At 61.4% G+C, this 19,700-nt stretch carries 15 protein-coding genes and 3 tRNA genes; 13 read left to right on the plus strand and 5 right to left on the minus strand.

Going from position 1 to position 19,700, the window contains the following annotated elements; all coding sequences use genetic code 11:
• Positions 1 to 30 precede the first annotated feature (30 nt).
• The 3 genes from AC4P1R_RS04395 to AC4P1R_RS04405 all read right to left on the minus strand — a co-directional run bounded on the left by AC4P1R_RS04395 (position 31) and on the right by AC4P1R_RS04405 (position 1,628).
• A complete protein-coding gene (locus AC4P1R_RS04395) occupies positions 31 to 408 on the minus strand; it encodes a hypothetical protein (protein ID WP_069460723.1) in 378 nt (125 codons plus the stop codon).
• 23 nt (positions 409 to 431) lie between these two features.
• Positions 432 to 1,340 carry a SctD/MshK family protein gene (locus tag AC4P1R_RS04400; RefSeq protein WP_069460724.1) on the minus strand — a complete coding sequence of 303 codons (909 nt, stop codon included), beginning with the start codon at positions 1,338 to 1,340 and terminating at the stop codon, positions 432 to 434.
• A gap of 126 nt (positions 1,341 to 1,466) precedes the next feature.
• Positions 1,467 to 1,628 carry a hypothetical protein gene (locus AC4P1R_RS04405; protein ID WP_165614753.1) on the minus strand — a complete coding sequence of 54 codons (162 nt, stop codon included), beginning with the start codon at positions 1,626 to 1,628 and terminating at the stop codon, positions 1,467 to 1,469.
• Positions 1,629 to 2,030: 402 nt separating this feature from the next.
• On the opposite strand from AC4P1R_RS04405, the gene AC4P1R_RS04410 reads away from it, so the two are divergent.
• The 11 genes from AC4P1R_RS04410 to AC4P1R_RS04460 all read left to right on the plus strand — a co-directional run bounded on the left by AC4P1R_RS04410 (position 2,031) and on the right by AC4P1R_RS04460 (position 14,250).
• Entirely contained in the window at positions 2,031 to 2,651 is a 621-nt protein-coding gene (locus tag AC4P1R_RS04410; protein ID WP_083265428.1) for a type III secretion protein, read from the plus strand.
• Between the two features lie 255 nt (positions 2,652 to 2,906).
• Entirely contained in the window at positions 2,907 to 3,707 is an 801-nt protein-coding gene (gene sctJ / locus AC4P1R_RS04415) for a type III secretion system inner membrane ring lipoprotein SctJ (RefSeq protein ID WP_492177458.1), read from the plus strand.
• Positions 3,704 to 4,402, plus strand: coding sequence for a SctK family type III secretion system sorting platform protein (locus AC4P1R_RS04420; RefSeq protein WP_069460729.1), 699 nt, complete (start codon positions 3,704 to 3,706; stop codon positions 4,400 to 4,402). The genes sctJ and AC4P1R_RS04420 overlap by 4 nt, the downstream gene beginning before the upstream one ends.
• Positions 4,383 to 4,988, plus strand: coding sequence for a type III secretion system stator protein SctL (gene sctL / locus AC4P1R_RS04425; protein ID WP_225190712.1), 606 nt, complete (start codon positions 4,383 to 4,385; stop codon positions 4,986 to 4,988). The genes AC4P1R_RS04420 and sctL overlap by 20 nt, the downstream gene beginning before the upstream one ends.
• On the plus strand, positions 4,985 to 6,331 hold the full coding sequence (locus AC4P1R_RS04430; protein ID WP_492177459.1) for a FliI/YscN family ATPase: 1,347 nt from the start codon (positions 4,985 to 4,987) through the stop codon (positions 6,329 to 6,331). Before sctL ends, AC4P1R_RS04430 begins: the two co-directional genes overlap by 4 nt.
• Positions 6,328 to 6,816, plus strand: a complete 489-nt coding sequence (locus AC4P1R_RS04435) for a YscO family type III secretion system apparatus protein (protein ID WP_069460732.1) — start codon at positions 6,328 to 6,330, stop codon at positions 6,814 to 6,816. Before AC4P1R_RS04430 ends, AC4P1R_RS04435 begins: the two co-directional genes overlap by 4 nt.
• Positions 6,779 to 7,873 (plus strand): type III secretion system cytoplasmic ring protein SctQ, encoded by a 1,095-nt coding sequence (gene sctQ, locus AC4P1R_RS04440; RefSeq protein ID WP_492177460.1) that lies wholly within the window; start codon positions 6,779 to 6,781, stop codon positions 7,871 to 7,873. The genes AC4P1R_RS04435 and sctQ overlap by 38 nt, the downstream gene beginning before the upstream one ends.
• Entirely contained in the window at positions 7,866 to 8,516 is a 651-nt protein-coding gene (gene sctR / locus AC4P1R_RS04445) for a type III secretion system export apparatus subunit SctR (protein WP_083265429.1), read from the plus strand. Before sctQ ends, sctR begins: the two co-directional genes overlap by 8 nt.
• Before the next feature lie 5 nt (positions 8,517 to 8,521).
• Positions 8,522 to 8,791 (plus strand): EscS/YscS/HrcS family type III secretion system export apparatus protein, encoded by a 270-nt coding sequence (locus tag AC4P1R_RS04450; RefSeq protein ID WP_069460735.1) that lies wholly within the window; start codon positions 8,522 to 8,524, stop codon positions 8,789 to 8,791.
• 34 nt (positions 8,792 to 8,825) lie between these two features.
• On the plus strand, positions 8,826 to 9,620 hold the full coding sequence (gene sctT, locus AC4P1R_RS04455) for a type III secretion system export apparatus subunit SctT (protein WP_069460736.1): 795 nt from the start codon (positions 8,826 to 8,828) through the stop codon (positions 9,618 to 9,620).
• A gap of 190 nt (positions 9,621 to 9,810) precedes the next feature.
• Entirely contained in the window at positions 9,811 to 14,250 is a 4,440-nt protein-coding gene (locus AC4P1R_RS04460; RefSeq protein ID WP_273359838.1) for a LysM peptidoglycan-binding domain-containing protein, read from the plus strand.
• Between the two features lie 251 nt (positions 14,251 to 14,501).
• Here AC4P1R_RS04460 and AC4P1R_RS04465 read toward each other — a convergent pair whose 3' ends face one another.
• Both AC4P1R_RS04465 and AC4P1R_RS04470 read right to left on the minus strand, forming a co-directional pair.
• Positions 14,502 to 17,873, minus strand: coding sequence for a hypothetical protein (locus AC4P1R_RS04465; protein WP_273359841.1), 3,372 nt, complete (start codon positions 17,871 to 17,873; stop codon positions 14,502 to 14,504).
• A 720-nt stretch (positions 17,874 to 18,593) separates the two neighbouring features.
• A tRNA-Val gene (locus tag AC4P1R_RS04470) sits at positions 18,594 to 18,669 on the minus strand.
• 634 nt (positions 18,670 to 19,303) lie between these two features.
• Between AC4P1R_RS04470 and AC4P1R_RS04475 the strand changes: the two genes are divergently transcribed.
• Together AC4P1R_RS04475 and AC4P1R_RS04480 are read left to right on the plus strand one after the other, a co-directional pair.
• Positions 19,304 to 19,380, plus strand: a tRNA-Asp gene (locus AC4P1R_RS04475).
• Positions 19,381 to 19,450: 70 nt separating this feature from the next.
• Positions 19,451 to 19,527 (plus strand) — tRNA-Asp (locus AC4P1R_RS04480).
• Positions 19,528 to 19,700 lie beyond the last annotated feature (173 nt).

Genomic DNA, 19,700 nt, shown 5'->3' on the forward strand with positions numbered 1-19,700 from the left:
GAAATTCGACACTGTCGGCGCGTTGCTGCGTCAAGTGGCTTGCGCCTGCATGAGGCGGCGCTGAAGATCGCGCCTGCTTTCGATTTCTTCGTTCAGCATCGATGCAGTGAGCTTCGCGATATCCTCGTCGAGGTCCAGGCCGGGCAAGACTTCCCGGACGACATAGTTCAGTATCTCCTGGGAGCGGGATAGATCGAAAAGGCCGGCACTCGAAAGCCTTGCCCCTTCCGCTGCCGCGCCCGCACGGGAGCCACTTGCCTGCCTCTTGTTCCTCGCCTGGCGGACTGATTGCAGGAGCGTGGCGTCGAAGGCCTGCGACTGTGCCTCGACAGCCGCATGCGGCCGCATGGAAACCGCGCTTGACTGAGCGCGGCTCCGATGGTCGTGTCGGCGGACCTCCAAGCTCATACCGTCGTCCTCTTCCTCAGTTGTCAGAAGCGAAGCGTGAATTCTTCTCCCTGCCGCGCTGCTGTCAGGCCGCCGTCGCGAATATCCTTGATGTACCAGCCGTCCTCGAGCGCGGCGCCCTTGTAGAGACGCGTTCCGTCGGCGCTGATCGCGTAGGGCGTTTCGCCGAACCAAATGGCTTGCAGATTGAATTTCGGCGAGGTATTCGCAACGGCCTCGCCCACGTTGCTCGTCAAAACGTAGCTGGTGCCGTAAGTCCGATCGAACCAGGTCTGGACATCGTTCCACGACTTGCGGCCCTCTTCATCGACCGCACCGGAGACGGAAAACCGCGTTCCGTCCGCCTGCAGTCGAAGGTCCGGCAATCCTGACTCCAACAGCTTTGCCGCAACGGCTAAGGACACATCCTCGGCCGAGGGCGGGGAGGGAGGTACGGCTCCGGTCGTTACACTTTCCTGATTGAAGCTCGCGACAGACAGCGGTCTTTCGGCGTCAGCCACTCCGGCCTGGACGGCCGCGATGGTGAGAAGCGAGAAAGCCACGACGCCGCCCAGCATCCAGGTCGTGCGCGCGGAGCCGTGGACCTTGTTGCCCGACGAAGCCCGCGCCGGTTCGGAAAGGCTAAGGCGCGCGCTCCCCAGCGAAACCGTCACGGGTGTCTTGACCTGGAGGCCATGGCCGACGGGAACCGCCGTATCGTCGACGACGACATCGGCTCCGATTGCCTCGATCATCACCTCGGAACCGGCGAGCTGCAGACGCACATGGTGCTCACTGACGTCGCGGTCGCTCAGCATGAGATCACAGTCCGCAGCGGAACCGACCAGATAGGATCCCCTGGCCAAGGGCAAAGAGACGCCGCTGTGAACGCCCTTGAGAACGTCGAGCGACAGATCCGTTACAGCATTCCTCAAGACCAAATTGGATTTCATCGAACTCTCACCTCGCTTGCCCTATAGCCAAGACAATAACGCCACGTGCAAGGCGTGACCCGGTCCATTTCAAGTCTTTGCAACGGAGATGAGAGGGGCGGCGCCAAGCCGCCCCTCGGCCTGATGCTAGCCGTTCGGACGCTGCTTCGCTGCGTCGAGGGCGACCTTCTTTTCAGTCGTGACCTTCGTGATTTCAGCAGACTTTTCGATAGCCTTATCAAAGGCTTCCGTCATCGTCTTAATGGAATTGTCCGAAGTTTGCGTACCGCTTACACCGGAAACAGCCATTGTCTTCTCCTTGATAATTCGGCCGGGCCCGGAGTAGCGCCCCGGAGCCGGCATAGAGTTCTTATCGAGTCGACCACCCCTGCATCGGGGCCAGCAATGGTTAAAGTTCAAGTCGTGAAATGACAATTTACAAGGGCATCACATAATATTACAATATGTAATACTTTGTGAGTTTAATCGATTTGAGTGTGGCAGACAATGTCATGATATTGTCATGCAATCAAGATTTACAGTATAAATTCATGGTTTTTCAGGCGGCGCTTGTTTAGTGGTTCGCATTCCTAGTTTTTACTCCACCTGTGAGTTGCACGGACGGACATACTGTTATAGCTTTCGGCCGGACTGAGGCGGGCAGTCGGAACGTATTACATGAAGAGTGTCATGCTTGCGCGGAGATTCTGTATGTTTGCTGTTGCTATATTAGCGGCACCGATTCCGGCCATCGCCGGCGCGCCGCGCTGGTACGACAGCAGCTACAACTATGTCCTGATCAATCAGGATGTTCGGGACGCACTAAACGAGTTCGGTCGCAATCTCTCCATTCCAGTCGTTGTTTCTGACAGGATCCGGGGACAGGTCCGAGGTGACGTCCGCGCTGAGACCGCCAAGGGCTTCCTTGACGAGCTGACCCAGGCCAACGGGCTGATCTGGTACTTCGACGGCTCGATCCTGCACATCAATACCAGTGACGAGTTCTCGACGCAGATCATCAATATCGGCAGGGCAGACGGCCGGTCGGTCATAGACGAGATCGAGCGATTGGACCTTATGGACGAGCGCTTCTCGATTCGCACGACCGACAATGCTCCGGCACTTCGCGTTTCCGGACCGCCTCCATTCATTGCAATGGTCAAGCAGGTCGTCTCATCGGTACAGCCGCCTCCGAGAGCTCAGATGGACGATCCGCGCGTGCGGATCTTCCGCGGTGGCCAGCACAAGGAGGTGGCGGACGATCTGGTCGAGGGTGAGCGCAAGGGGACCAATTCCGAAACGAATGATGTTCAGCAGGAGGGCAACAGATGACTGGATCGGTAGCCGCGACAACGCAGACACCCGCTCAGATGCAGAATGTAGATGCGTCACAGGCACAATTCGAAGAGGCGCTGCAGCAAGCCGTCGCAAGCGGCGGCAGTCAGCTATCACGCGTACATCGGACAGCGAGGCGGGTCGGCTGGTGGAGGCGTTGGGAAAGATTTTCGATCACGCCATCGAAACCCAGATGATCGTCCGCGGCCCCACGCAATTCACCAGCGCGACAATGACGCTTACCAAAGGTCAATGAAGATCTCGTGGCGTTTCTCACCTGTCTGGCGTGTACTGCTGCTCGGGCTCATGGTTCTGATGCTTGAGGCCTGCAGCGTCGATCTTTACACCAATCTTGAGGAGCGCGAGGCGAACGAGATGGTCGCGACGCTGCTGTCGAATGGCATAGCCGCAAGTCGCGTCGTGCAGAAGGACGGCAAGCTCACCGTAACGGTTGACGAGGATCAGTTCTCGCAGGCCGTCGCCGTGCTCAACACTGCCGGATTGCCGAAAGAGAAATTCGCCACCCTCGGCACCGTGTTCAAGCAGGAAGGCCTCGTTGCCTCGCCGGTGCAGGAGCGCGCGCAGATGATCTACGCGCTGAGTGAGGAGCTCTCCCGGACGGTTTCCGAGATCGACGGCGTCCTCTCTGCGCGCGTCCACGTCGTCCTTCCGGACAATGACCCGCTGCAGCGTAATGCGATACCGGCTTCAGCCTCGGTTTTCATTCGCCATGAAGCTGATCTCGACGTCAACCCTCTGATTCCGCGGATAAAGACGCTGGTCGCCAACAGCATATCCGGCCTAACCTACGAAAAAGTCTCGGTGGTGCCGGTAGCGAGCCAGCGGACGAGCGAGCCGGCCCCAGGCGCAGAACTCACCTCCTTCCTTGGTATTTGGATGCTGCCAGCGAGCGTCGCCAAGGCCAAACTCATCTTTGGCTGTCTGGCAGGTGCTCTGCTGGCCGCGATGGTAAGCCTCGGCTATCTTGCGTGGCGCAAGCAGAGCAAGCGGCGAAAGATCTATCCTCTGCAGCCATATGGTCCGGCAAAGTGACGGAGCGCTCAGCGGCAAACGGCGCGACGGGCGCCGAAGCGGAGAGCATCTGGGAAACCTTCCGCAGTTCCCCGGCTCGCCTCATCCACCCGCGCCATATTGTCATCGCCTATGATGAGGCGATCACAATCGAGGCAGCCGTCAGGCTGCAGCAGTCCGATCGGGTGCAAAGACCACTGTTGCGGCTGCTAATGGAGAAATTCGAGCTTCCGGATGTCGGCTCCTGTCCCTCCCCGGAAGAAGACGACCTCAAGCTCCTGGCACTGGCACCGTCGGCTGTAGTGCAGCACAGCTATCTGGCGGGGGCGGTATTTTGGGGTCATGTGCTTGCCGGCGAAATACGAAGTCGCGAAGTCGCCGTGATGAAAGAGCGCATCGGCGAGCGCGCTTTCCGGATCGCGGTCGAAAATCGCGATCTTGCCGCCGGGCATGAGCCTCCTGGCGACCTCGACTCCTTGATCAAGGCAATCGAGGACGACGGCCGCAAATGCTGGGCTGGGTGGCAGGCCTCACTACCGGGTGCCTTGGCGGCGTGGCTTCGTCTGATGGGCGAGGCGGACGAGGCCGAAATTCGTTTCTCGGTGGCAGCCGATATTGCAACGGGCGTGGCGATCGTTCGGCGCCTCTTGTGCGACGAAAACACCGAGTTGTCGGCATCACGGGCGGGGAGGGCTGATGAACGAACTCCCCACTAGGCCGACGACGAAGATTCTCCGAAAGACAGAAGGCGATCACTGGCTCGAAGGGTTCGCATTTCTCGAGGCGGCAAAAACTGAAGCGGATAAGCAGCTCGCGCAGGTGCGCCAGGTTGTCGAAGCGAGCAGGAAGCAGGGCTACGAGGCCGGCAGACTGGAGGGAGAGCGTCAGGCGGCCGCCCTACTCATGAAAACGACTGCCGATGTCAACACCTATGTCGCCGGGCTCGACCGGCAGATCGCCGAACTCAGCCTCGCGATCGTCGAGAAACTGCTTGGCCGTTTCGATCAGGCGGAGCTGGTCGCCAAGCTTGCGCTGCAGGCGCTGCAATCGTTCCAGCATGAGCGCGAGGTGACGATAACCGTATCCCCCGCCCTGCTTGAGCGCGTAGCTGAACTCATCGAGCGGCACAACAAGAATGCAGCGCTCAAGATCTCGGTTCTCCCTGACCCCCGCATCGACGGCAGCAAGTGCGTTCTCGCCAATGCCGTGGCTGTTGTCGATGCTGGACTCGACACGCAACTTTCCGTCATTCGCGACGCCTTGGTCGGTGTTCAGACTGATGCTTCGGGCTCTGCCGCATGATCGAGCAAGCGCTTTCGGATCCTGGCGAGCTCATTCAGCGCCTACGCAGGCGGGCGCTAGCGCCAGACACGCGACCGGTGCACGGACGCGTCCGCAGGATCACGGGAATCATCGTTCATGCGACCGCCCCGATGGTCCGCATCGGTGAGCTTTGCCATCTCCGGGATCCGGTCTCCGGCGCAACGGTCCCAGCGGAGGTCGTCGGTTTCGAAGGCGAGGAGGCGGTGCTGACGCCCATCGGTGAACTTGAAGGCATGTCCACGCGAGCAGAAGTCATCGCCACCGGCAAGACGTTGCAGATTCCTGTTGGCGAGGGCCTCCTTGGTCGAGTCCTCAATCCCTTGGGAGAAGTCCTCGACGACGTTGACGATCGTACCGCTCCGCTTGTTACGGGCAAGTATTACCCGACACATCGGCCGCCGCCCAATGCGCTGCGGCGCGATCTGATCACCGAGCCTCTGCAACTCGGTGTCCGTGCGATCGACGGATTGCTCACCATAGCTCGCGGCCAGCGCGTGGGCATTTTCGGAGAGCCTGGCGTCGGCAAGTCGTCGCTCTTGTCTACCATTGTTCGCGGCACGAAAGCGGATGTCGTCGTAATTGGACTTGTCGGCGAACGCGGCCGCGAGGTGCGGGAGTTCATCGAGGGGCAGCTCGGCGAAGAGGGTCGCAAGCGCTCGGTCGTGGTCGTTGCGACTTCCGATCGCCCGGCGATCGAGCGTGTGAAGGCAGCCTACGGCGCGACCGCCATAGCCGAATACTTTCGCGATCAAGGTCAAGACGTGCTGCTTCTGATGGACAGCGTAACCCGTTTTGCCCGGGCGCAACGCGAGATTGGACTTGCGGCGGGCGAGCCGCCAACCCGCCGCGGCTATCCGCCCTCTCTTTTTGCCGCGCTGCCCCGCTTGTTGGAAAGGGCAGGGCCTGGACGAGGTGGTACGATCACGGCGCTCTACACGGTGCTGACCGAGGGTGACGGGACGCTTGACCCTGTCGCCGAGGAAACCAAAGCCATTCTCGACGGCCATATCATGCTGAGTTCCAGTTTGGCCGAGCGCAACTTCTTTCCCGCGATCGACGTGCTGAAGAGCCGCAGCCGCCTGATGGAAAGCGTCGCAGGCAAGGCACATCGGGAGAACGCCGCTCACATTCGTGCACTGCTTGCACGATACGAGGAAATCGAACTGCTGCTGCGGGTAGGGGAGTACGAGCGCGGCGTTGATGCTGTGTCGGACGAAGCGATCGAAAAACGCGAGGCAATCGAAGCCTTCCTGAGGCAGGACAACAACGAGTTCGCGTCTTTGGAGACCACCGAGGAGCAGCTGAAGAGGATCGCATCGTGACCGGGAAATTCGATTTGCGCCGACTCGTCGAATTGCGGGCATTGAGAATGCGGCGCGCGGAAGTTGAGGCAGAGCGCCAGCATAGCCGCCACCGACAGGCTGCCCGTGCCGTCGAGGCAGCGAAACACGAGAGCCTTGCGCATGAGGCGGGGCGCAGACTGCAGGAGGAGGCTCTCTATTCGCAGTTCGTGCACGGCCCGCTCGATCAGCGCGATCTCGAGAGTTACCGCGGTGCCCTGGACGCCTTGGATCACCGTGCCCGCCGGCTGGAGGAGGAAATTCACGCGGCTCGACAGAGTGAATTGCGGGAGGCAAGGCGGAAGCGAGAGCTTGCGGCCGAGTATCGGGTCAAACAGAAGCTGCATGAGCGCGTCTCGCTGTTAGCCGAGGAAAAGCGCCGCCTGGATGCCAAGCGAGCAAACGTCCTTAGCGAGATCGACGAGGAGGATGCCGTTCGCGCAAACAACCGAAAGCGCTCCAGGTGACCGGATGAGGATGTCTGCAGAGGACCGCGCCCGGGCCGCGGATGTTCGCTCTGTTGCGGAGGACTCTTCCTGGCTGCCGGACATTGCCGCCGCGCATGTCGACGCGTTCAACGCGCTGGCAAGGATCCGCATTGCTTTTCGACTCCCGCTGGCGGCCGTGAACGTTTCCGTCCAACCTACGCAGGACAGCCGAGCTCTAACGGAGCCGGTCGAGCTGCCCTTTCTCATCGGCGCGTCGGCCGGGCGCCTCATGATTCCCTCGGGTGCCCTCGACGAGCTCGCACCAGCGCTCGGGGTTCGTGCGAAAATGGCGACGTTGACGCCCCTGCAGCGCAATATCCTCTTGGAGGAAGCCCTCTCCTTTTATCTTGACGCGTTGGAGAATCTTGTCGGTGAACCGCTGCGCCTCGGTTCGCACGACAGGGCAACGGGCTGCCCGATCGAGCTTTCATGGATGATCGAGCTCGGCGGCTTGCCCCACTATGCCCAACTTCACCTGAGCACCGGCGCGGCGTTCAAGATCGGCAGGGCCTTTGCTCGCCCCACAAGCCCTCTGAACAGGATTACAGCGGAACTGGTTCAACCCATCCGGCTCTGCGCCGGAACACAGCAATTAAGCGCCGGCGAGTTGGAAAGTCTGCAGGTCGGCGACATCGTTATGTGTCAGCAGTCTCAAACGAACGAACCCTTTGCCCTTATCTCAAATCACATGATCGCCTCCCTGCGCCGGAGCGATGCAGGCTACGTGCTGATCTCCGGCTGGCGAAACCTGAAAACAAGTTGGGAACATTCCTTCATGGCAAAACAGGAAACGTCGTCCGACGAGCTCGGACCGCTCGCGGACCTGCCGGTACAACTCGTATTCGAGATCGGACGGGCGGAGTTTCCGCTCAAGGAAGTGGCCAAAATGGGGGAGGGAACGGTGCTTCATGCAAGCCCGAACCTTTCCAGCCCTGTCAACATCATGGCGAATGGTCGCCTGGTCGGGAAGGGCGAGCTGATCAGGATCGGCGAAGGTCTCGGCGTACGCATTGTACGGCTTTCGACCGATGGGTGAGACGACCAATCTCATACCGATCATCATCATTGTATCGACGATCGGCCTCATTCCGCTCGCCGTGGTGACGATGACAGGATTCTTGAAAATCTCCATCGTCCTGTTCCTGATCCGAAACGCGCTTGGCATCCAGCAATCGCCGCCAAATCTCGTGCTTTACGGCGTCGCGCTGATCCTCACAGTGTACGTGACGACGCCTCTGGTCGGCGAGATGTACCGCACGCTCTCCAGCGAGCAGATCGACGTCCAATCAATGGATAGCATGATGCGGGCAGCCGATTCGCTGCGCGTACCGCTGCAGGCGCACCTCACCCGCTACACGGACGAGAACGAGCGCCAGTTCTTCATGCAGGCAACCGAACGCATCTGGTCAGAAAAGGCCAGGGCGCAGGTGAAGACCGATAGCCTTCTCATCCTCGTGCCGGCCTTTGTCAGTTCGGAGCTGACCCGCGCCTTCGAGATCGGCTTCCTGCTCTATCTTCCGTTTCTGGTCATCGATCTCATCGTCTCGACCGTGCTGATGGCGATGGGCATGATGATGGTTTCTCCGACGCTGATCTCGATTCCGCTGAAGATCTTCCTCTTCGTCGCCGTCAACGGCTGGTCACGACTGATGCACGGTCTGATCCTGAGCTACGGATAAGGCCGATGGATCAAACTGCCTTCCTCGCTCAAATGCAGAAAGCGCTACTGACCGTCCTGTTCGCGTCGGCCCCGGCACTCGCGATCGCCATCGTCATCGGGGTCAGTGTCGGCCTGATACAGGCTTTGACGCAGATCCAGGACCAAACCCTCCCACAGGCCGTCAAGCTCGTCGCCGTCATGTTGGCCTTGATCGTTCTCGGGCCGGTGCTCGCGGTGCAGGTCGCCAATTTCGCCAGCAACACGCTCGATATCTTTCCGGCTTTGACGCGGTAGGTGGCGTGTGGATCCTATTGCCACCACATCTGCGATGCTCGATGCCATCTATCCGGTGCTCGCGGGCGCAGCCATCGCCATGGCGCGGGCGCTGGGGATGATCGTCGTCACGCCGGCCTTCGTCCGGCTCGGGCTCACCGGACTAATCCGCTCGGGGGTGGCGATCGCCATCGCTCTGCCGCTGATACCGAGCTTCACGGCGACGCTCGCGGAGGGGCAAAGCCTCTCGACCCTGACGATGACCGGCCTGATCCTGAAGGAAATCATTCTCGGCCTCATCATCGGCGTGGTGCTCGGCATACCCTTCTGGGCGGCCGAAGTCGCCGGCGATCTCGTCGACCTGCAGCGAGGCTCGACGTCGGCGCAGCTCGTCGATCCGCTGCAGGTGACGGAAACCAGCATCGCTGGAACCTTCTTCGTCCTGACGCTGGTCGCCCTGTTCTTCCAGTCGGGCGGCTTTTCCCTGCTCGCCGATACCTATTACAGAAGCTATGAGATCTGGCCGGTCACCAGCTTCTCGCCGAACCTCGGTTCCGGCGCAGCCGAGGCCGTGCTCGCCATTCTGGACCGGGTCATGCAAATCGGCGTTCTGCTGATCGCGCCGATCGTGCTCGCTCTGCTCATTGCCGATCTGATGCTTGCCTACCTCTCACGCATGTCGCCGCAGCTTCACGTCTTCGATCTGTCGCTGGCGATCAAGAACCTGCTCTTTGCGATCCTGATCGTGCTCTACATTAACTATCTCATGCAATACATGGTTGCGGAGTTCGCCATCCTGAAGGAAGCGCCGGCGATGCTGCGCGGCCTCGCTGGCACTGCGCCTCGATAACTGCCCTCACGCGGGGCGCAAGAAATCCAATCCCTGTCATCAAAACGTTAAGCAGGCCCGCCATAGTGGCCCGCGCGCGCTCGCGAGCAACTCACTAGTGTCTTGATTTCCGAGACAATTCTTCGTTTGCCGCGCCTTTTCGCCGAATGTGCATCCTCGCATGCCGCATAGAGCCAAGGAGATCCCGCCCATGTCCTATCGCATCGATATCGAGGGCAAGAACCGCTATGACGCAAATGGCGGTCGCGCCACCGCCGTTTCCGAAGAGCTGCGGCGGTTCTTCGTCGAGCAGATCAACCAAGCCGTGCGCGAGCGAGCCGAGGCAGGAGGGCCGAAGACGATCGATCCTCTTACGGAGAAGGCGATCGTCGTCGAGAAGGGAGACAGTCTATGGGAGATCGCCCAGGAGAATCATGTCAGCCTCGACGATCTCATGGCCGCCAACCGGATCAAGATGACGGCGAAGTCGGCGGCGGTCGACCCCAATGACGTGGTGATCGTGCCGTTCGCCTCGCCGGAACTCGTTGCGCAAGGCCCCGTCGACGACAAGGGCGTGCCCAAGGGAGAGGCCGCCTTCATCGAGGATCTTTATGGCCGCGGCAACAAGCTCGCCTATGCCGACGAGCCTTCGAAAATCGACTTTGCCGCCGAAGGCGAGGACATGCAGCGCGACGTCGGGGCCTATCTGGACAACCTGCCGAAGGCGGAGCGACGGGCCGCAGCCTTGAGGATGATGAGCAGCGACTGGCTGGATGCAGGCCCCGCCGGCAACGCCGTCAAGGCAGCGATCGAGGAACGCGGCCTGACGGTTGGCTCTTCGACGACGCCTTCGCCGCCACAGCTGGAAAAGCCCCTGAGTGAGGCGGAAACGCTCCGGCAGGACCTCGCTACCCGCTATTTGGGCGGCCCCGGCTACAAGGGCGAGATCCAGCGCACACCGGAAGAGACCTATGGCGTACCCACCGAGAAACTGGCCGAGACGATGGCGGATGGCAATCCGCTGGAGCGGGCGGCCTACACGAGTATGTATGGCGGCGCCGACCCCGTGACCGGCGAGAACCGCCGCCCGCTGTGGGAGGAATTGGGCATCAGCCGCGACGAGCTTCGCCGGACCGTGGTGGAGCGGCCCTGGGAAATCGCGTCACACCATCTAGGGCGGCCGATCACTCAAGAGCAGTACAACCAGCTCCAGTCGATCGACGGTCCGCTCGGGCATTTGCTCAACATGGGAGTCGATCCGGAAACCGCCCTATCCATCCAGGCGACCTGGAGCGCCCATTTTCACGGCGGATATGACCCGATCAGCCAGTCGCAACTCAAGCCCGTCTGGGAACGCTGGGGGCTGGAATCGGCTGACGAACTGACGACCTTGTTCGAGGACAGCCCCGCCGCGACCATCAAGCTGGAGGAACTGATCGGCGGCGTCGACCCGGTCACCGGCAAGACCGAGGCGGCTCCCTGGGGCGACAAGTCGGCAGCAGCCTATGGCGCGGCGCAGCTCCGTGAAGCCCAGGAGATACTCGAAATCCAGGTGCTGCCGACGATGAAGGACGTCGCCCCGAGGGAGGATGCCGAGCTTTTCGCGCTGGGCTTCACCACACCGAGCGGCACCAAGCAGATCGAATACGTCAATCCGCTGCAATATGCGCAGTCACCCAGCTTCCGTAACGGGCTCCAGCTCAGGGACGGCAACATCATCGTTTCCAACCTGATGGACCCGATGGGTGGCGTGGGCCTGTTCGGGCTTGTCAAGGGTTACCCGCCGCAGATGGCGCAGAACCTCGACCAGCGGCTCGTGCCTGGCACCAACGAGAAGGTGAAATATCAGGCGCATGGTCTGTTCCAGGTCTTCCCCGAAAACGGTGAGGTCGTGCTGTTGTCCAAGATCCAGCGGCTGCCGAAAGCGCCAAAGGGGCGGCCCGACCCCGATTCCCAATTTGCCAAGGTCATGGGGCGTTGGAGTGAGGCTGGAGGCGGCGTCACCTTCTTCGTCGGCAAGGGCGACGAGACCGAAGGAAGCCGGGGCCGCACCCCCAAGATCGCCGGCGTCAACTGGGCGAATGCGCCCGATGGCACGATCGAGCGCTTCGCCACCGCGCTGGCCGCGCCGTTCAGTCCGAGCGAACGCCGTTCGATGGGCGTGCAGTTCCAGATGGGACGCAACGGGAATGGCGAGTGGGTGCCGAGCGGCATCGGCGCAGTCACCGAATGGAGCACCAGCCGCTACCAGTTCTGGCCGATGGTCACTTGGGATCCGGACGGCGGCGGGCTGACGGGCGGCAGCGTCTTCGGCGGCACCGGCTGGACGCTCGGCCAGTTCGGTCTCCATCATGATCCGAGCCGGCCCACTACGCGGCTTGACCTGCTGGGCGTTGGCAGCGCCGGGGGCTCCGCCAGCGTGACGTATTCAGACCCCTCGGTCTTCGGCGTGGATCTCGGCGGCATGCACGGGAAAGCGGGGCGTGCGGCCGGGCTGGGTTTCACGCACGGCGACGGCAGCAATGTCGCCGTTTCGGTCGATGTCGTCGATGGCGATGTCGACGCCGCCGAGCGCCAGGCGAAATCCTATCACGACCGAATTGCGCGCGGCGAGATAACGCCCCTCGACCTGCCGGCGGGCGTGCGTGTGACCTCGACCGCACAGGAAGCAACGTCGTTCCGGGCGATGGGTTTTGCCTGGCTGGTCAACGTCGGCGGGGGCAAGGGCGGTGGCCTCAATGTCACGACCGAAGTCGGCCGCACTGGCGAGAACAGCTGGACGGTCTCGCGCTATGACGAGCCGATCCGCGACTGGTCGTGGAACGTGGGCATCTACGGTGTCGGCCCGGGCGGTCACCATTGGGATGCGCACATGCGCGGCGAGACGCTCGAGATCACAGCGCCGGCCGGCGCTGACGGCAAGCCCGCGCTGCAGGGAGAGGCGCGTCAGGCGCTCGACCGCTATCTCACCGAAGGCCTGCTGCCCGGTGCCTTGACCACCGAAGGCCGGTTCCAGGGCGACACTGCCGAGACCTACCGCAGTGTGCGCGACAATTTTCTGGCGTCCGGAGGCGCCCTGTCCGAAGCGCAAACCACCTATGACAAGGACCGCACCGAGGAAGCCCGCAACGCCCTCGACCGGGCCAAGACCGAGTACAGCGATCGCCGGGCGGATCTGAACGACTTCCTTCGCCGCCAGCTCAAGCCCGGCGACGAGCTGATGCCGGGGATCAGGATCGCTTCGACGAGCCGGCGCGACACCGAGGGCAATCGTCCATCCTTCGTCATCCCGATGGAGGCCAAGACGATCACCCGCGGTGAGACCCGGACCGAGGACAATACCTATTTCAGCTATGAGCTTTCCCGCCGTCCGCTCTTCGGGGACGACTACTCGAACCAGCACGCCGGACGCACAGGCGCGGATGCAGATCTGTTCCAGCTTTCCAGTACCGGCACGGTCCGTTCGGGAGGCGGCTATCTGAGCCACTGGTTGCCGCGCGAGACGATCGAGCAGCTCGACAACCGGTCGGCCTATCGCCCGCTCTGGGAAGCCTCGGGCCGTGGCGAGACGGAGATCGCTGGCACAATATCGGTCAATTTCACCGACGCCCAGATCGTCCAGCTCGGGCGCTCGCTGGGCGAAGGGCCGCAGGGTGGCGCGCTTTGGCAATCGATGGCGAACCGCGCATCCGGGGTGTTCGCCGACGATTTCCTGGCGCGCAATCCCGAATATATCAACAACAACACCGATCTGCTGGGCCTCAGCCGCGCCGCCGACAGCGCCGCCGAGGCGCGCGGCCTCAAGGACACCGACAGCTTCTATGACCGGCTGACCAGCAACGAGGACCAGGGATCACGTGAACGCCTTGCGGAGAAGTTTGCCGGCGTGACCTCGCCCGAGGCCTTCGTCGCGCTCAGCAAGGAGGAGCAGGAGGTCTTCATCGAGGTGGTCGCGAAATCCGCATCCGCCGACCATTCCGCCTATGAGACGACGGCGCTGATCGCGGCTATCCCCTCCGAAGACCGTCGATCGGACCTGTTTCGCCATCTCGTCGAGGGAATCGCGGAAACGAACCAGCCGCTCGCCGGCAATGTGAACGGCGGACGACGGCTCGACGATAATCGCGACTTGGGCCCGAATGATCGGGGTGCAGACCGCGTCAGCTATTTCGACGACCCGACGATGGAGTTCGTGCGCTTCCTGCAGCAGGACGTGAGCGACCGGGGTATCCGGGAGATGTTCCTGCAGCAAACCGGATTCCGCGCAGCCCTGCCCTCCGAGATCGAGAGCAGGCGCGGCAAATCCGTCCACGATCTCACTCGGGAAGTGTCGCAGAAATATACGATCGAGAAGACCATCTATTTCCCCGGCGGGCCGTCGCCGAGCGACTATGTCGCGCTCACCCATGACGAGGCAAGGGACGTGGTCGGCATCATCGCAGCGGTCGGCGAACAGCAGGGCAGCGATGGCGCCTGGCAGTTCATGAAGGACAATGGCGTCGACCCAGCTGAGGTCTTCCTGAAGCTCGACCAGGATGACGGCCACGACCAGATCCTGCGTCAGGCGTTGATCGACGTGCTGCGGCCGGGAAGTCTGGGCGAAGGCAAGGCTGCGGTGGAGCTGCTCGACCATCAGCAGGGGCTGATCTAGGGTCAGGACCCTAGTCCAGATGCGAAAGCGTACCGGCGTTGCGGACACAAACGTTCGAACGAGCGCTACGACAGCGGCCAGGTCCACACACACTTGCCGACAAGATCAGGAACGGCGATGCCGCTCCTGCGTCGGTAAAACAGATCGACGTGGTCCTCGCAGGATCGGCAATTGGCCCGGCCTCAAAGCGCGTCGTGTTTGATCGAATTCGTACAACGCGCTTCAGTTCCTCCTGCTACGCATCGACCGGATCAACCGGTGGGCAGCGTATAGTCATATTCGCGGGCCCAGCGTTGGAAATCTTCGACCGTATCGATCTGGTGGCGTTGAATTCGGGTATCGCCCGCCGCCGGGTACTGGCTGCCTGGGGGAATATAAACGCCGCGTCCCTGCGGCATCCATGGGGTGGTTTGCCCGCCGGTTATTTCATCCGGATCGTTCTTCAGTGGAAACTCTCCTTTATCGTTCGGCTTTACCTGCAGGGCGTAATCGATCATCCTGTCGCGCTCATCCACATCGAGCTCATAGAGATAGTCGATCATCTGGCTCGGCGAGACGCCCTGCGCTTTGGCGAGCGTTGGGTTTAGCGCCAGGTAGGGAACGCCATTTTCATCGCAATTGGCGAGGCTTTCCGGCTTTTCGACACTTGGCGCGGCACCCATGAGATAGGCGCCGAGCGGGCCTTCCAGGCGATTTGCGTCCTGGACATGCCGATACTGGCTAATGCCGGTGACGAGCCCGGCCGTCAGCAGGAACCCGATGGTCACGACGGGTCCGGCCGCAACGGCACCAGGCATTGCCGCATAGATGCTGGCCGCCGTGCCGGGGAGCCAGGCAGCGGCCATCGGCAGGTCGCCCTTGCTCAGTTCATGACCAACCTGCAGCACCGAGAGGGCAACGCCAGCGCCATTATAGATGCGTGGCAGCCACTCCCAGCCGCGTAATCCCGCAATCTGCGAGAAACCGGCCCGGCCGGTTTTCCACGCGCGCGCACCATCGACGGCAAGGGCCAGATCCTTGGCTGTGCCGCCCGCGAAATACCACCCCCAGGCCTGATCCATAGGCACATCGGACTGGGTGAGAGTTGCGGTTCCCCACAGGTTGAGCAGGGCAGAGCCGGTGTTGACGAAAGGTATGGAAGGGGTATGGGCATTGAGCCCGGTGCGGGCCTCGATCGTCTGGATAGGATAGGTCTTGAGCCAGAGGTCCCGGGCAATGCCCGTCAGTCCGGAAAGGCGCCCGGCTGTGCCGCTCTGCGCGCTGAGGCGATTTTGCAGCGCATCGAGGCGCCGGTCCATCGCGTCGAAACGCGTATCGGCCGAGGGCTGTATGGGAGAAATGCCCGGGATCAGTCCGCCGCCACCCTGCGTCTGGAATTTGAAAACTTCCAGCAGGACGTCGCGTCCGGTACGGGAGAGGAAGCCGGCGTTCGGAGCCGGACGCACATCCGGCTGGGCTTGATCCGCGCTGCTGAAGCGATCTAGCAGTGCAAGCGTCAAAGCCGGGTTCTCGTAGAGAACGGTCTTGGGGTCCTCCAGCGAATGGAGTTGCGTCGCCATCTCGGCATAGGGATCGTCTGCCGGCAATTTGCCGAGTTCCTCAACGAGCCGGTTGAGATCTTCCGCAGGCACATCCTTCATCCTGTCGAGCGCAGCATCCTGCGCCACACGCTGCGATGCCAGCGCCGCGCTCGGGCTCGACTGGGTCAGCAGCGGGATCGAATTGATCTCCGCATCTTTCCCTTCGCCGGTGACGATTTCCTGATCGACCTCATCCTTCAGAGAATTACGCGCATCCTGCAGATACCGAGCGCCTTCCAGCCCCTGTAATTCGGGAGGCATCTCCTGCGTCGATGCCAGCGTCAGGACGATCGCTTCACCATAGTGGTCGGTCTTTTCCACCAGGGATTTTTCCGATTCCAGTAGCGAGTTCACGCCATCCGCATGGGAAAACGTGCTGGATTCTCCGATATTCTGCCGCCCGATCTCGGAGACGTAGACGATCTTTTCGTAAAAATCCTTTCCAGTGGACTCCGCAGTCTCCTGAAGCTTTTCGACCCCCATTCCTGCCTGCCGGAGAATACTGGAGGCTTCCGTCTCGTATTTGTTGCCTGCACCAACGACGCTCGGGTCCATCAACTGGCGCGAAACCTCCTGCGCAAGTGCCGGGCTGTGGCCACTGGCGATCGCTTCCCTCAGGCCACGTCCGATCTGGATCGCCAGGCTTTCGGACGACTGGCGGGATTTTTCTCCGGTTGAATGGATCGCCCGCACGATCGACGAGGCGAGTTCCTGGATCGCTTCTTCGCCCTTCGACGTGTGCATCCGGTCCGCGAGGATCGTCAGCTTGGTCATGGCATCCTGAACCCGGAGGTCATCGGCCATGATCGCGCCCATGCCGTGGTCGACCTGGTTGCGGAAAAGATCGAATACCGCGGAATCGACGGTGGACTGCGACCCCTCGACGCGCTGGACGGCAAGATCGATATCGATGCCCTCGGTCTGGGCAACGAGCTCCGCCAGTTCCGGGATGGAATTCGGTGAATCGAGAGCGGCATCCAGGTCATTTGCGACGTCGTTGACTGCCCTGACGGACCGCATGACAAGGATCTCGTCGGCTGCGACGTTGACGGTCGATATATAGGGATCATTTTCCAGGGGCGTTTCCCGGTTCGGTGTTGCCGCCGCCAGGATCTGGGCGACATTCTGCACCGCCTGGGTCTGGATCAGCTTTTCATTTGCTCCCTTGCCGCCATTTGTCTTGACGGCTTCCTGGGACAGGGCGTCCATCAGCCCCACCATGGCATGCTGCACGTTCTGCCACTCAGCAGATGCGTCCCGCTGTCTCGATGCGGTCGGAGTGCCTTCCGCCTCGGCCATCAGCTCGCGCAGATTTGCGGTTCTCTTCCTCCCCGTGGTCTGATCGGTGAACTCGACCTTCCGTCCGAAGATGTCATTGATCTGCTCACGCGCCCCGGTTTTTGCCTCGTTGATGATCGCTTCGAAACCCGGATGCCCATCTCCGACCGGCGCGATCGCGGCCGCATGGGCGTCGAGCGCTTCGTTCATGGCGGTCTCGTCGAGCGCGTTTGCGAGCCCTTCTTCCAGCAGGCCCGGTGTTAGAAATTCCGCAGCCTCGCGCCGTTTTTCCGCGGCGGTCTGCCGGACTGAAGGCGCCTCGATGGCCATGAGCTTGCGCACATGGGGAGGGACATCGGCCTGGTTTGTGGTCATCTCTTCATAGGAGGCCTGCGCCGAGACGGCTTCGTCCGTCGTTTTGATGGCGGCTTTCACGTTGTTGAAGAGCCTCTGGTCCAGAACTGTGAGTGTGTCGCCTTCTACGATCAGATCTGGGTTGTCCCGCAAATCCGGATTCATCAGTTGCAGCTGATCGAGACTGTAGCCATGCCCCTCACCGATCTCGATGACGGTATCACCGCACTTGATCTTGTGGATGACAACGCCGCCCGGCGTCTGCGTGTCCCGCGGCCTGTTGTCGTCCCGGGTTGGTCGAGAATTTTGTGCTCTGCCGAGTGCAGCCTGGAAGTTGTCTTCTGCGGATTGGCTTGACGAACGCGAAAACTGCTGGCGAGCCAGACGTTGAAGGTTGATCGGGTGGGTCAAAGGGGACCTCCTGTCCTTGGGCGGGCGGGAATTTCCATGCTGTCCTGATCGGGGAGCCGGTAAGCATTGTGACACCGAGATGACGACTTTAGGGCACAACCCACAGTATCAGCAACCCCCATATCTTGCGGGTAAGTCTGGTGAACAATCTATAATCATCGAAGCGATAGACCCGCGTATTGCCAGCAAGCTCCGCCTGCCGGACAATGCACCTTCTGCCAACCAGAACGGGAAGTCTGCTCCAGAGAACATTGCGGCACCGGGGTTCGTCTCCAAGGCGTCTTCGCTGATGGCGGAACTCCTGGGCGGAAGGATTCCGAGGGAAGGCAGGTTGTCGAAGAAGCAGGATGCCCGGTATAACGGATCCTGAGCCGAGAGGAGGCGTCGGGGGGTCCCTGAATTTGATCGGCGCCTGGAGGATTGGAACCGATCGGGCGTCTTGCGCAGTCGGAGGAGGTTCTTCTGCCCTTTTGACGATGGTAAGGGTCGTGCATTCCCGTCGTTGAATAGTTCCCTAGAAGCGAAATGGAGGAACGGTTCTGGACGCAAAACGCTACACGTTTGCCCGACACATAGGACGTGGCTTTGTTGATCAGAAGCTAATACCGAACGCCGAAAAGTACCCGAATGCTACTGGCTGCTACCGTGCCTGCAGTGCATTTTTGCGTGCCGTCACAGAGCCAACGAAAGCATGAAGATACTGCGGTCGAAAATGGGGAATGGTGGGCGATGAGAGACTCGAACTCCCGACATCCTCGGTGTAAACGAGGCGCTCTACCAACTGAGCTAATCGCCCTCGCGTTCTCGGATCCGTGTCCGCCGCGTCGGTGGGCGTGATCTATGCGCAACCGGGAAAAACCGCAAGAGGATTTCGGCTCTTTTTTCTTTTTTTTTGGTGGGACGTTCCGAATCTGGGCGGCGGTCCCTTCCTCCTCCGTCATCCTCGGCCTTGAGCTGCCTTGAACCGAGGATCCAGTTACAAGCCCTTGAACGCGGAATGCACCGCCGAGCGGCTGGTCTGTAGAGCCGCGGTCACGCACGCTGTACTGTGCGGCAGAGGCTGGGCCTGGCAAGATGAAACGTGGAGAGGGGCTGACGTAAGACCGAGCATGACGCACGGGGAGGGGGACGAGCGGCCGAAGATGACGTGGGGAAGGGGCTTCCGCATGTTTGCGGTCGCTGCAGAGCGTGCCGAGGTCGGCGAAGCCCTGGACCCGGACTAGCGGCACCTCAACAGGTGCTCCAGCGGACCGCCTGCGGCTCGCTTCTGGGAGCGAATTACGACCCCTGTGGATCAAAATTCGGCCCGTCACGGATTTGTCTTCAAACACGCTTGACACCCCAATGCGAACCGCTTAGTTAGCCGCTCATCAAGACGGCCGGGCCGCCTTGAGCGGGGTGCGCAAGCGCTCCGGTGAGTACAAGAGGATGCGGGTGTAGCTCAGTCGGTTAGAGTGCCGGCCTGTCACGCCGGAGGTCGCGGGTTCGAGCCCCGTCACTCGCGCCACTCCTGAAACTGGTTCTCGGCATTCTCAAAATGTGCCGATGATGAGATAATGGCCATCAGGCCACGATGCGCGGGTGTAGCTCAGTCGGTTAGAGTGCCGGCCTGTCACGCCGGAGGTCGCGGGTTCGAGCCCCGTCACTCGCGCCATTTCTCCATCATTCCCACTTCGGCCCCCCCCCTCATCTGTTGCGCTGCGGCAATCTGTCCCGGCCTGCGGACTGTGATGCTTCGGCCCGTCACCGTGCCTCGGGGCTCGCCTGCGTCAACGGTGAGACAAAGCGCTGCAAAGCTGTGCCGCGAACCGGTTTAAATCCCCGTTC

The sequence above is a fragment of the Sinorhizobium sp. Y406 genome, from assembly GCF_058732025.1.

Coding starts and splice junctions, on each gene's coding strand:
- AC4P1R_RS04460 (WP_273359838.1), top strand. CDS start 9,811: ATGTCCTATCGCATCGATATCGAGGGCAAGAACCGCTATGACGCAAAT.
- AC4P1R_RS04405 (WP_165614753.1), bottom strand. CDS start 1,628: ATGGCTGTTTCCGGTGTAAGCGGTACGCAAACTTCGGACAATTCCATT.
- sctL (WP_225190712.1), top strand. CDS start 4,383: ATGAACGAACTCCCCACTAGGCCGACGACGAAGATTCTCCGAAAGACA.
- AC4P1R_RS04430 (WP_492177459.1), top strand. CDS start 4,985: ATGATCGAGCAAGCGCTTTCGGATCCTGGCGAGCTCATTCAGCGCCTA.
- AC4P1R_RS04450 (WP_069460735.1), top strand. CDS start 8,522: ATGGATCAAACTGCCTTCCTCGCTCAAATGCAGAAAGCGCTACTGACC.
- sctT (WP_069460736.1), top strand. CDS start 8,826: ATGCTCGATGCCATCTATCCGGTGCTCGCGGGCGCAGCCATCGCCATG.
- AC4P1R_RS04410 (WP_083265428.1), top strand. CDS start 2,031: ATGTTTGCTGTTGCTATATTAGCGGCACCGATTCCGGCCATCGCCGGC.
- sctR (WP_083265429.1), top strand. CDS start 7,866: ATGGGTGAGACGACCAATCTCATACCGATCATCATCATTGTATCGACG.
- sctJ (WP_492177458.1), top strand. CDS start 2,907: ATGAAGATCTCGTGGCGTTTCTCACCTGTCTGGCGTGTACTGCTGCTC.
- sctQ (WP_492177460.1), top strand. CDS start 6,779: ATGCCGTTCGCGCAAACAACCGAAAGCGCTCCAGGTGACCGGATGAGG.
- AC4P1R_RS04400 (WP_069460724.1), bottom strand. CDS start 1,340: ATGAAATCCAATTTGGTCTTGAGGAATGCTGTAACGGATCTGTCGCTC.
- AC4P1R_RS04395 (WP_069460723.1), bottom strand. CDS start 408: ATGAGCTTGGAGGTCCGCCGACACGACCATCGGAGCCGCGCTCAGTCA.